Annotated in this window: 8 protein-coding genes and 2 pseudogenes; 3 read left to right on the top strand and 7 right to left on the bottom strand. The window is 71.4% G+C overall.

Translation table 11 applies throughout. The features are described 5' to 3' along the window. Window positions 1-142: 142 nt before the first annotated feature. Window positions 143-469 (bottom strand): DUF5955 family protein, encoded by a 327-nt coding sequence (locus tag AB0903_RS07165; RefSeq protein WP_366699909.1) that lies wholly within the window; start codon window positions 467-469, stop codon window positions 143-145. 133 nt (window positions 470-602) lie between these two features. Beyond that, entirely contained in the window at window positions 603-2498 is a 1896-nt protein-coding gene (locus AB0903_RS07160) for a serine/threonine-protein kinase (RefSeq protein WP_366699809.1), read from the bottom strand. A gap of 189 nt (window positions 2499-2687) precedes the next feature. Between AB0903_RS07160 and AB0903_RS07155 the strand changes: the two genes are divergently transcribed. Continuing rightward, window positions 2688-3311, top strand: a complete 624-nt coding sequence (locus AB0903_RS07155; RefSeq protein ID WP_366699807.1) for a nucleotidyltransferase family protein — start codon at window positions 2688-2690, stop codon at window positions 3309-3311. Between the two features lie 236 nt (window positions 3312-3547). After that, window positions 3548-5170: a malate synthase A gene (gene aceB, locus AB0903_RS07150; protein ID WP_366699805.1), complete on the top strand. Its 1623-nt coding sequence runs from the start codon at window positions 3548-3550 to the stop codon at window positions 5168-5170. A 93-nt stretch (window positions 5171-5263) separates the two neighbouring features. Here aceB and AB0903_RS07145 read toward each other — a convergent pair whose 3' ends face one another. Beyond that, window positions 5264-8068: a hypothetical protein gene (locus AB0903_RS07145; protein WP_366699803.1), complete on the bottom strand. Its 2805-nt coding sequence runs from the start codon at window positions 8066-8068 to the stop codon at window positions 5264-5266. 157 nt (window positions 8069-8225) lie between these two features. On the opposite strand from AB0903_RS07145, the pseudogene AB0903_RS07140 reads away from it, so the two are divergent. Beyond that, a pseudogene (locus AB0903_RS07140) lies at window positions 8226-8967 on the top strand (class I SAM-dependent methyltransferase). Window positions 8968-8995: 28 nt separating this feature from the next. Here the strand turns inward: AB0903_RS07140 and AB0903_RS07135 are convergent. From AB0903_RS07135 to AB0903_RS07120, 4 genes and pseudogenes are all read right to left on the bottom strand, one after another. Continuing rightward, window positions 8996-11032: a SpoIIE family protein phosphatase gene (locus AB0903_RS07135; RefSeq protein ID WP_366699907.1), complete on the bottom strand. Its 2037-nt coding sequence runs from the start codon at window positions 11030-11032 to the stop codon at window positions 8996-8998. Then, the gene (locus AB0903_RS07130) at window positions 10966-11289 is read right to left on the bottom strand and encodes a hypothetical protein (protein ID WP_366699905.1); all 324 of its coding nucleotides are present in this window, start codon (window positions 11287-11289) and stop codon (window positions 10966-10968) included. The genes AB0903_RS07135 and AB0903_RS07130 overlap by 67 nt, the downstream gene beginning before the upstream one ends. Window positions 11290-11347: 58 nt before the next feature. Beyond that, window positions 11348-11587: pseudogene (locus AB0903_RS07125) on the bottom strand (PAS domain-containing protein); the annotation flags it as partial. A 5-nt stretch (window positions 11588-11592) separates the two neighbouring features. After that, window positions 11593-12198, bottom strand: a complete 606-nt coding sequence (locus AB0903_RS07120) for a class I tRNA ligase family protein (RefSeq protein ID WP_366699801.1) — start codon at window positions 12196-12198, stop codon at window positions 11593-11595. Between the last annotated feature and the right edge of the window lie 7 nt (window positions 12199-12205).

Genomic DNA, 12205 nt, shown 5'->3' with positions numbered 1-12205 from the left:
CCACCGACGGGCGGGGCATCCGTTGTTCGGCCGCACGACGGGGGCGTCCCACCGACCGTGGGGGGCACCCGTCGTGCGGCCGCAAACGGCCGTTCACGGGCGCGCCTCGGACGCCGGAAACCCGGGCACCGACACCGCAGGCTCAGACGCGCTGCTGCGGCGGGACCTCGCCGAAGAGGTCCACGGCCGCGCGGACCTGCATCAGTGCGGGCGACAGTGCGCTGACGGACCCGATCGCACCCGCGATCAGCAGCAGCGAGCGGCGCATCCGGGGGACCTCCGGGTCGCCGGCCGCCACCATCGCCGCCAGTACGGCCAGTTCGTCCTCGGCGATGCCACGGTCGCCGAAATCGGCGGGATGCCCGGCGAGTTCACGCCGGAGCCTGGCGACCGCGGCCCGCAGCTCCGCCGCCCTCGGATCCTCGCCACTGCCTCTGCCCGTCACCCGCGTCTGCCCCACGCTCCGCAACAAAGCCCAGCCCCTCGCACGTCCTTGTGCACGTCCCTCGGTTCCCCCGGGGACGCGTTCGACCGCCCGCGGGGTGCGGGCCAGTTAACGCCATCCGGCCCTCACCGCGCCACCTCGCGGACCTAATTCAGGACTACGGAACGGGGTCCATCGTGTTGCGCCACACCGTCACGTCGACGGTGATGAACCGGCTGGCGTCGTTCTCCGAGGACTTGCCCTGGTACGTCACGAGCCCGACATGACCGGAGTCCGTGAGGACGCAGATCTGGGAGCCCTTGGAGAGCAGCCCCATGTCGATGGTCCTGGTGTAGCGCGTGTCGCTGCGGCAGGTGTCCAGGTCTCCGGTCTGGCCGGTGCGCAGCAGGATCATCCTGGCGTTCTCGGTGTCGATCCGGCTGATGCTGCCCTCGTACTCGAGGTCCGGGTTGGAGTCGTCGTCGAGCGGCTTGACCGGATCGTGGTCGAGGAAGATGTGGTAGTTGTCCACGATGTCGAGCCCGGTGTACGTCTTGGGCTCCGGCGCGGGCACCGTGTCTCCCGGTGCGGTGTCCAGATCGTCGCCGTCCGCATCCGGCGCGGGGGTGTCGCCCGAAGGGGTCTGCTGTTCGGGAGTACCGTCCGCCGACGCTCCGCCCTTGCTCTCGCTCTGGCTCTGGCTCTGGTCGCTGTTGTCCTTGTCGTCGCCGGAGAGCGCCAGGTACGCGCCGGCTCCTGCCGCGCCGCCGACGGCCAGGGTGACGAGGACGGCGACGGCGAGGTTGCGGATCTTGTTCTTCTTCTTGGGCGGCGTGGCGGCGGGGACGGGCGTGGCGACGGTGCCGTACGGCTGCGGGCCGGTGTGCTGCTGCGGGTGCGGCCCCGTCTGCGGGTACCCGTAGCCGGGGGCCGGCTGAGCCGTCTGCGGGTAGCCGTACGTCGGCTGCGTGGGCGGCTGCTGATGTGCGGCGGGCTGCTGCGGCTGGACCGGCGGCTGCTGGTAGGTCTGCGGCGCGGGCCCGAAGCCGGCCGGCGGGGTCTGCGGCGCGGCGTGCGCGGTCGGCGCGTGGGTCGGTGCGGCCGCCACGGGTGCCGGGGCCGCCACGGGCGGCTGACCGCCGGCAGGGGTGGCCGGCGGGGAGGGCGCGGCCTTGCGGGTCGTGATCTCGGCGGCCACGACGCTCGGCAGCCACTCCTCCGGGCGGCGCAGCACGGTCTCGCCGTTGGCGGCCTGGCAGATGGTCAGGATCTCGGCGACCGACGGCCGGCTCTCCGGCTTCTTGGCCATGCAACGGGTCACCAGCTCGCGCAGCTGCTCGGGGAGTTCGGTGAGGTCCGGCTCCTCGTGCACGATCCGGTAGAGCACGCCGTGCGAGGTGCCCTCGCCGAACGCCGCCCTGCCGGTCGCCGCGTATGCCGCGATCTGACCGAGGGCGAAGATGCCGGTGGCCGGGGTGACCTGGCTGCCGGCCGCCTGTTCGGGGGCCATGAAGGAGGGCGTGCCGATGGTGACGCCGCTGCTGGTCAGCGATGCGGCGTCGGCGGCCCGGGCGATACCGAAGTCGATGACGCGCGGGCCGTCGGCGGCGAGGAGGACGTTGGCGGGCTTGAGGTCGCGGTGGACGATGCCCGCGCCGTGGATGATCTGCAGCGCCTCCGCGATGCCGGCGACCAGCAACAGCACCGTCTCGACGGGCAGTTTCCCGTGCTGGGCCACCGCGTCGGCGAGGGAAGGACCGGGCACGTAGGCCGTGGCCAGCCAGGGCTGTTCGGCCTCGGCGTCGGCATCGATGACGGGTGCGGTGAACAGGCCCTGCACGCGCTGTGCGGCCTGGACCTCCTGGGCGAAGCGGCGCCGGAACTCGGCGTCCTGGCCGAAGTCCGGGCGGATCACCTTGATGGCGACCGCGCGTCCTCCGGGCGTGTACGACAAGTACACCTTGCCCATACCGCCGGCGCCGAGGCGAGCGGCGATCCTGTATCCGGCTACATGCTTCGGATCGTCCTCACCCAGCGGCTGGAAGACCGTTCCCCGGTGTGCGCGGCCACTCATCGACTCTTGATCCCCCATGACGAACCTCGGTGTTGACGGTGCACCTTGTCCAAGGCGGCACCCCGCTCTCCACGTCGGACGACCGGCACCGCGGGGCCGGTCGCACGATCGCGCGGCCGGCCTCCGTCCGGCGCAGCGCCGAAGCCGCGCCGTCCGCGTATTCGCCCGCTTTCGGGATAGGAAGTCCTCATGCCGTCTTCTCGGACCTCGTCCGCGCCCCAAGGACCGGCCGTCGCCGGATTGTTGCTCGCGGCGGGCGGTGGCCGACGTCTCGGCGGCCGGCCGAAGGCGCTGCTGGAGCACCACGGCAGACCGCTCGTCGAGTACGCGGTGCGGGTGCTGCGCGAGGGCGGCTGCGATCCCGTGCACGTGGTGCTGGGCGCGGCGGCGGACCGGGTGCGGCGGGAGGCGGATCTGTCCGGGTGCGTGGTGCGCGACAACCCGGACTGGGAGGAGGGGATGGGCTCCTCCTTGCGCGTGGGGCTCTCGTCGCTCGCCCCGCCCGGCCCCGTGGACGCGGCGCTGGTGCTGCTGGTGGACCAGCCGGGGATCGGCGCGGAGGCGGTGGCGCGGGTGCGGGCGGCGTACCGCTCCCGTGCCTCGCTGGTGGCGGCGGCGTACGGGGGGCGGCGTGGGCATCCGGTGCTCTTCGGTGCGGACCGGTGGGCCCGGATCGCCGAGAGCGCCGTGGGCGACCGGGGCGCGCGGAGCTATCTGGCGGCGCACGCCGACGACATCACGCTCGTCGAGTGCGCCGACGTGGCAGAGGCGTACGACATCGACACCCCGGAAGACCTGCGCCACCTTCGGTGAGCGGCGTGGCACGGTGCGCCACCTTCTGTCGACCCGGAGAATCTCGATATCAACAAACCATTGAACTTCCACTATGCGGTAACTACTATCCACTGTTCAGAAGCGCCTGACCGCTCGGACGGCGCCCTCGGCCGTACACCGGAGCCCCTGGCACTCAGTGCCGTCCAGCGGCGAACCGGCGGCCGCACGGCGGGTCCGCGCACAGCCCGTGAAGCTCGCGAAGGAAGTGACAGCTCATGTCCGCACCAGCGCCGTCCCCGCTGGCAATCGTCGATGCCGAGCCCCTGCCCCGGCAGGAAGAGGTCCTTAACGAGGCGGCCCTCGCGTTCGTGGCCGAGTTGCACCGGCGCTTCACCCCGCGCCGTGACGAGTTGCTCGCCCGCCGCGCAGAGCGCCGCGCCGAGATCGCCCGTACGTCCACGCTGGACTTCCTCCCGGAGACCGCCGCGATCCGCGCGGACGACTCCTGGAAGGTCGCCCCGGCGCCCGCGGCCCTGAACGACCGCCGCGTGGAGATCACCGGGCCCACGGACCGGAAGATGACCATCAACGCCCTGAACTCGGGTGCGAGGGTCTGGCTCGCCGACTTCGAGGACGCGTCCGCCCCCACCTGGGAGAACGTCGTCCTCGGCCAGCTCAATCTCATCGACGCGTACGAGCGCCGGATCGACTTCACCGACCCGAAGTCCGGCAAGTCGTACAACCTCAAGCCCGCAGAGGAGCTCGCGACGGTCGTGATGCGGCCCCGCGGCTGGCACCTCGCCGAGCGCCACCTGACGCTCGACGGCACACCCGTGCCCGGCGCCCTGGTCGACTTCGGCCTGTACTTCTTCCACAACGCCAAGCGGCTGCTGGACCTCGGCAAGGGCCCGTACTTCTACCTGCCGAAGACGGAGTCGCACCTCGAGGCCCGGCTGTGGAACGACATCTTCGTCTTCGCACAGGACTACGTGGGCGTCCCGCAGGGCACCGTCCGCGCGACCGTCCTGATCGAGACGATCACCGCGGCGTACGAGATGGAGGAGATCCTCTACGAACTCCGCGACCACGCCTCCGGCCTGAACGCCGGCCGCTGGGACTATCTGTTCTCCATCGTCAAGAACTTCCGTGACGGCGGCGAGAAGTTCGTCCTCCCGGACCGCAACGCGGTGACGATGACCGCCCCGTTCATGCGGGCGTACACCGAACTGCTCGTGCGCACCTGCCACAAGCGCGGCGCGCACGCGATCGGCGGCATGGCGGCCTTCATCCCCTCGCGCCGCGACGCGGAAGTCAACAAGATCGCCTTCGAGAAGGTCAAGGCCGACAAGGACCGCGAGGCCGGCGACGGTTTCGACGGCTCCTGGGTCGCCCACCCGGACCTCGTGCCGATCGCGATGGCCTCCTTCGACGCGGTCCTCGGCGACAGGCCGAACCAGAAGGACCGGCTGCGCGAGGACGTCACCGTCGCGCCGGGCGACCTGATCGCCATCGACTCGCTCGACGCCGACCCCACCTACGAGGGCCTGCGCAACGCCGTCCAGGTCGGCATCCGGTACATCGAGGCGTGGCTGCGCGGCCTCGGCGCCGTCGCGATCTTCAACCTGATGGAGGACGCGGCGACGGCGGAGATCTCCCGCTCCCAGATCTGGCAGTGGATCAACGCGGGCGTCGTCTTCGAGAACGGCGAACTCGCCACGCCCGAACTGGCACGGAAGGTCGCGGCGGAGGAGCTGGCCGCCATCCGCGAGGAGATCGGCGCGGAGACCTTCGAGGCAGGCAACTGGCAGCAGGCCCACGATCTGCTGCTGAAGGTCGCCCTCGACGAGAACTACGAGGACTTCCTCACCCTTCCCGCGTACGAGCAACTCGCCGGCTGACCCGGCCCACCGCCTGACGCACCGCCCCCGGTACCGCACAGCACCGGGGGCGGTGCGCCGGGCGGCCCCGGTGCTGTGCGGTACCGGGAGCGGCTACGAATACCTCGACCGGGCGCAGCCGGCGACAGCGCACCGCTGACCGCGGCGCGGGGCCGGGATCACGCTGACCGGCGGGGCCGGGGCGGTCAGAGCCGGCAGGCCCCACGCACGGCGCACGGTGTCGATCACGATGCGCGTGCTGTGCGGGGAGACGATGAGCTCGAGCCGCGCCTCGGCCAGTACCTGGGGGTGGCCGTCAGGAGTGCTGCGCAGAGCGGCCGTGCTCCGCTGCTCGAACGCCGGCGGCGTGAACACCTGGAGCAGTGTGAGGGCGAAGTACACGTAGGCCGAGGCTTCGTCGATGAGCTGCCTGGCCGCCTCGGGCAGTGGGGGCGCGCCGGAAGTCCCCGACGACCCCAGAGCGGCGAAGACCTCCAGTGTGTGCAGCAGACCCTCCGTCCGGTGCGGACAGCTATGACGCAGGTGCTCCATGACGTTGCGGCAGCCGGTCAGCACATCGGCGTTCAGGGCACTCAACGGCTGCTTCGCCAGGAGCGCGCGAAAGCCGGTCAGGGTGTCCGACAGCTCTTCGACGACGATGAGGCAGGAGATGTCCGCCAGTTCGACGGAACGGGTGCTCTCGTGCAGTTCGATGATGCGCCGGCCGTAGCGGATGAGGTCGCGCGGCACACCGCCGGACAGTGCGTGGGCCAGCAGCACATACGGCCGGGTGAGCCCGGGCGCCCGCCTGTCCATGATGGCTGTGGACTCCTCGAGATCCCCCGGTCGCACATGGACGACGTCGTCCAGCGAGCTGTCCGTCGCATCACGGTGGGGCATTCCTCTGCGGACGAACGCCGCTCCCACGTCCTCGGCGACGGAGATCACGTAGTGGACTCGGGGAACACCGAGGATCGCCTTGACCTCACTGAGGAAGGCGAGCGCCTGGAGGTCGGAGCCCAGACGGTCGAGCTCGTCGATGCACACCAGCGTCCTGCCGCCCTGCATGTGCGTCTGGACGGCTATGCCCGTCAGCACGGCCCGGAAGCCGTCGACCAGTTGGGGAAAACTGGGCGGGACGCTGGAGAGTGCCGACGTGTGCGCACCCGCCGGGCTCGCCATCTGCGCAACACCGAGGGTGAGTGCGGCCGATGTGCTCTGAACGGTCCTCAGCTGGTACAGCTGGTCGCGGCACTGCCTCACCAGCGCAGGCTCGGCGGCCCTGGTCCGCCACCGCGAGAGCCGCAGCAACAGCAGACCGACGACGAAGGACGCAAGCCGGACCGGATTCCCGCCCTCGACGAGCAGCGCGTACGAGTGCTGGTTCCAGAGCAGCAGGAATCCGGCCAGGGCCGCACAGCCCAGTGCCGCCGCCAGGGCGAACCGGTGGACACGGATCCGGTGTCCCTGGATCTCCACCTCAATACCCAGGGAACGGATCAATCCGAAGAGCGCGGTCAGCAGCAACACGAACACTTCGCCGAGGACGAACTGCGGTCGGAGAGCGGCCACGTGATCCCGCACAGCGGGGTCGAACCCCAGGCTGACGAAGGGACCGGCCAGCAGGACCAGTCCCGCCAGGAGCAGAAGCAGCCCCGGCACGGCGCGCAGCCGGTGACGCCACCTCTCGGACGTCCGCAGATGCCAGAGGAAGAGGCCGGCGCAGGTGACGAGCAACCCGGCGCCGACGCGCTCCCCGTGCCAGACCGCCTGGATCTGCCCGTCGGACCAGTGCCACAGCGTCTCGGTCCACGCCCCCAGGGCGCCGTGGTGCCGGTCCCACGCCGAGCGGGCCGCCGCCGCAGAACCGAGGACGACGAGGGCGGCCGCGGGCACGGCGAAGAAGAGCCGGCGCCGCAGGGAGCGAACCGCGTTCCCGGCCCGGCGCCGTAAGCGCACCCATCCGGAGAGGCGCGCGAGCTGCGGCACCTCGTAACCGGCGTGTCTGATCCAGTCCTCGCAGGTCCGGATACAGACGGCGAGCACGAAGTCGTAGGGCGTGTACGCGGCGGGCACGGCGACCCGCACGGCGAAGTCGTGTTCCCGGACACAACCGTCGAGCAGCGTGGTCTTGCCGACACCCCGGGGTCCGCAGAGTGCGATCGTCCCGCCCGAGAGGAGGGACAGCTTGTGTTCGAGCTCCCGGGCCGCGGCGGCAGGCACCACGTACTCGGCCCCGTGCGAAGACCGCAACCCATCGTAGTTCTCCGGCAGCAGGACCGAATGCGGGTCGTCACCGAGGAGTGCCTCGGTCACCAGAAGCATGACGGGCCGGGTGCCGTTGTTCTGCAGGTCGTAGGCCCACTGCGCGGTCGCCATTCGCAGACGCACGGCGAGTAGGGGGATACCGACGCCTCCGACCAGCACGACCAGCTGCGCCGCCAGGTTCCAACGTGCCGGCACACTGCTCCAGACCCAGAGGGCAGGAGGTGCGAGCAAGACGCCCACACCCAGGGCCACGAGCGCATCCAGCTCTTTCGGCAAGGTGCTGAACAGAACGATCCAGCCGACCGTGGTCAGCGTCGCCAGCAGACAGAACCAGGCGCAGTAGGTGCGCAGATCCAGCACGACGTCCGCCCGAGCCCCGGCCACCCCCAGTCTGGCCTCCGCCAGCACTTGCTTCACCTCCCGGTACGTCAGGTGACTGTTGCGGCACCGCCCCAGCGCGCGCTCCACGTTGGCGTTCAGATGCATGGCCGCTCGGACCGTCTCCGCGGTGACGGTCGGCCGCGCTTCCAGCCGGCGCCCCATCTGCGGGCTGTTCAGGCAGGCGTCGACCGCCTTCCGGTAGACAGCCTCCTCAGCGGCGTCCTCCCAGCCCGTGAAGGGAGGATCCGGCGTGACAGAGCGTTGTGTCATGACACCCTCCCCGTAATCGCGGGGGCCGAGTGTAGTGGCCTGTACTCGTCGCCGACGGCCGTAACGGCAAACCGTGTTGCGGCCGGATCGCCGGCGGCGGGTCGCGGCTCGGAAAAGCCGGCGCACATCCGGGTACGTCCGCAGTACCGTGCCGGCCATGGACGACGACAACGACGGTCTTTTCGGAGCTCGGGTCGCCACGGCCTACGACGAGTCGTCGGCGGACATGTTCGCCCCCGGCCGCGTGGGCCCGGCGGTGGACGTCCTGGCGGGACTCGCCGGTGACGGCCGGGCCCTTGAACCGGGCGTCGGGACGGGCCGTATCGCGCTGCCGCTGGCCGCCCGCGGGGTGCCGGTCCACGGGATCGACATGTCGCGGGCGATGGTCGCCCGCATGCGCGCCAAGCCGGGCGGTGACGCGATCGGCGTGACGATCGGCGACTTCGCGACGGCGCGGGCGGACGGCACGTTCTGTGTCGCGTACCTCGTCTTCAACACGATCATGAACCTGACGACGCAGGCGGCGCAGGTGGCATGCTTCCGCAACGTGGCGGCTCATCTCGAGCCCGGCGGCTGCTTCATCATCGAGGTGGGTCCCGGATCTGCGGAGCCTGCCGCACGGCCAGGACACCGTTCCGTTCCATGTGAGCCCCACACGGTGGGCGTTCGACCTCTACGACACCGCCACGCAGGCGATGAGCTCGAACTACGTCGAGGTCGTCGACGGTCGCGGCGAGTACCGGTCGATCCCCTTCAGACACGTCTGGCCGGCGGAACTCGACCTGATGGGCGAGCTCGCCGGTCTGCGGCTGCGCGACCGGTGGGACGGCTGGACGGGCGAGGCGTTCACGAGCGAGAGCCGTCAGCACGTCCCGGTCTGGGACAAGCCCGCCGGCTGACCTGCCCTGCCCCGCCGGCCGGCCCGCCTCAGCCCTCCCCCGGGCTCTGCGCCCCACCGTCGGGGAGCCCCTGTTCCGTCCAGATCGTCTTGCCGGAGCGGCTGTAGCGGGTGCCCCACCGCTGGACCAGCTGAGCGACGATGAACAGGCCCCGGCCGCCCTCGTCCTCGGCCGAGCTGTACCGCAGATGCGGGGAGGTGTGGCCGGCGTCCGCGACCTCGCACAGCAGGGTCCGGTCGCGGATGAGGCGGATCTGCAGCGGCCCCTCGGCGTAGCGGACCGCGTTGGTGACGAGTTCGCTGACGACGAGTTCGGTCTCGAACGCCATCGCGTCGAGGCCCCACGCGTCCAGTTGCCCGGTGACGAGTTCCCGTGCGTGACCAACCGCGACCGCTTCCGCCGCCAGTTCCCACACCGCCACCTGCCCGGCGTCCAGCTCGCGCGTGCGGACGAGGAGGAGGGCCGTGTCGTCGGCGGTCGTACCGCCGGGCAGCAGAGCGGCCACCACCCGGTCGCACAGATCCTCAAGCGGCACGTCGCGGTGGTCGGCCAGGACACGCCCCAGAGTCTCGAGCCCCTCGTCGATGTCGCGGTCCCGCGTTTCCACCAGACCGTCGGTGTACAGGGCGAGCAGACTGCCCGCCGGCAGCTCCAGGTCCGTCGCCTCGAACGGCAGTCCGCCCAGCCCGAGCGGCGGCCCCTGCGGAAGCTCGGGAAAGGAGCACGAGCCGCCGGGGCGCACGACCGCCGGCGGCAGATGCCCCGCCCGGGCCATGGTGCAGCGCCCGGACACCGGGTCGTAGATCGCGTAAAGGCAGGTCGCGCCGGTGGTCACGTCGGGATGCGGTCCCCCGGCGACCGGTGTGCCCGCCGTCGTACCGGGGCGGTCGCCGCCGGACTCCGCCGGTTGTGTGTCCGGCGCGGGGACCACCAGGTCGTCCAGCCGCGTGAGCAGCTCGTCCGGGGCCATGTCGAGTTTGGCGAGAGCTTCGACCGTGGTGCGCAGCCGTCCCATGGTGGCCGCGGCGGGCAGTCCGTGCCCGACGACGTCACCCACGGCCAGGCCGACGCGGGCTCCGGAGAGCGGGATGACGTCGAACCAGTCGCCCCCCACCCCGGTGACGTCGTCGGTGGGCAGATAGCGGTGGGCGAACTCGACCGCCGAGTGCCGGGGCAGATGCTGCGGAAGGAGTTCGCGCTGCAGGGTGAGGGCGGCGGTGTGTTCGCGCGTGAAGCGGCGGGCGTTGTCGATGGACACCGCCGCGCGCGCCACCAGCTCGTCGGCGAGCGCCACCTCTCCGTTGTCGAAGACGGCCCCTGGCCCCGTACGGGTGAAGGTGACGAGACCCAGCAGCCCTTCGCCGACGCGCAACGGCACGACGAGCACGTTCTCCACGACCACCCGGCCGCCGGAGGACAGGCTGCGCAGCTGGGGGGAGCCGGGCGGGTATTCGACGACGCGACGCGACGCGCCCCCCGACCTCGACGTGACCCTGAGGAAGCCGCCCCGCTGCCCCCAGCCGTCCGCCGGGTCCCCGCCCTGGAGCACCCACGGCGCCAGATCGACGTCCACCTCGGGGGCGAAGCCCGGGACCGCCACACCGGCGAGCTCCCGTGCCGTGACCACCGCGTCCAGGCTGGTGCCGACACTGCGTCCGGCCGCCACCAGCAGGGCGAGCCGGCTCTGCGCCTCTTTGCGGTCCGTGATGTCGAACGCGTCCTCGCAGACGCCCAGCACCCGGCCGTCGGCGTCCTGCAGCCGGTAGTACGAGCACGACCACAGGTGGTCGCGGCCGGGGTCGCTGGGCACCTGGCCCAGGAAGTGCACGTCGAGGACGGGTGCGCCGGTCTCGAGGACCTGGCGCATGACGCCGTCCAGTGTCTGCGGGGGGCCCTCGGTCACCAGTGTGCCGCCCGGGTACAGCTCGTCGGCGCGCATTCCCCGGTACTGTTCGAGGGGCCGGCCGATCTCCTCGCCCGACGCGGCGTTCGCCCAGGTCAGCCGGAGATCGGTGTCGTAGATGGCCAGCCCGATCGGCGACTGGGTGGCCAGTCCGTCCAGCATCGCCAGCCGGGACTCCCACAGCCGCAGCCGCTCCGACTCCGCGAGGACCAGGATCCGCGCCGCGGCACCCCCGCCGGCCAGATCGCACGCAGCCGCCTCGACCGGGATGACGCGGCCGTCGCGGTGGCGCGCGAGACGGGTCTCGTGGCCGGGGACGGCGGCCAAGGGCAGCGCGCCCTCACTGTCCGGCTCACCCCGCGCACCCTCACGGTCCGGCTCACCCCGCGCACCCTCACGGTCCGGCTCACCCCGCGCACCCTCACTGTCCAGCTCACCCCGCGCACCCTCACTGTCCGGCTCACCCCGCGCACCCTCACTGTCCGGTTCGCACAGGAACACGTCGGCGGGCTTCCCGACGATCTCGTCCGCCGGGTATCCGAGCAGTTCCGCGGCGGCCGGGCTCCAGCCGATCACCGTGTCGCGGGCATCGAGCACCACCGCAGCGGCGACGGCGACATCGAGGGGGCCACGGAGGTCTCGGTCCTCCGCCGCCTCCCACGCCCTCCAGGCACTCGCCACGTTCCATGTGCTCGCAGCCTGCACAGCACGGTTCATCATCTTCAGAATCTGCCCGCCCCTGCCGTTGCACAAGGCGGCGGGCGGGCGGCGGGGCCGGTCACCGGCGGTGCTCGTCCTCCTCCACGAGCCGGGCCGGGCCGGGTCGGGTCGGGTCGGAAGAACCAGTTCTCCTCGGACACGAGCTGAGGTTCGGTTCCGTAGTCGGGGCATCGGCCGTCGACGAGGTCCTCCGTGGCGTAGAACTGCTCGCAGCCGACGCAGTACAGCCCCTCGTAGTGCTTGCGGTAGAGGTCGCCGGCGTCGGCGCACCGCCGCCACAGGCGCTCGACGCCGGCCCGGTGGCGGGGATCGCTGCTGGTGCGGATGAAGTCGTCGAACGACAGCGCCAGCGGCTCCCGCAGCCCGGCGAACGCCGCCGCGTTACGGTCCACGAGCTCTTGTACGCCGACGCCCTCCGCCTCGGCAGCGAGGACGTTCTTCAGGGAGTTGTCGTCCGTACCGGTGAGGAAACGGACCTGGTCCCCGGCCTGTCGGCGATGGCGTGCGAGCACGTCCGCCTGCACCAGTTCGAGGGCGAAGCCCAGGTGGGGGCGGGCGTTGACGTACGGGATGGTCGTGGTGATGTACGTACGTGTATCGGTGGTCATGGGAAGC

Origin of the sequence: Streptomyces sp. NPDC048389, from assembly GCF_040706335.1 — a bacterium.
Taxonomy (GTDB): Bacteria; Actinomycetota; Actinomycetes; order Streptomycetales; family Streptomycetaceae; genus Streptomyces.
Note: the sequence above shows the minus strand (reverse complement) of the source record. Positions and strands in the feature narration are given on the sequence as shown.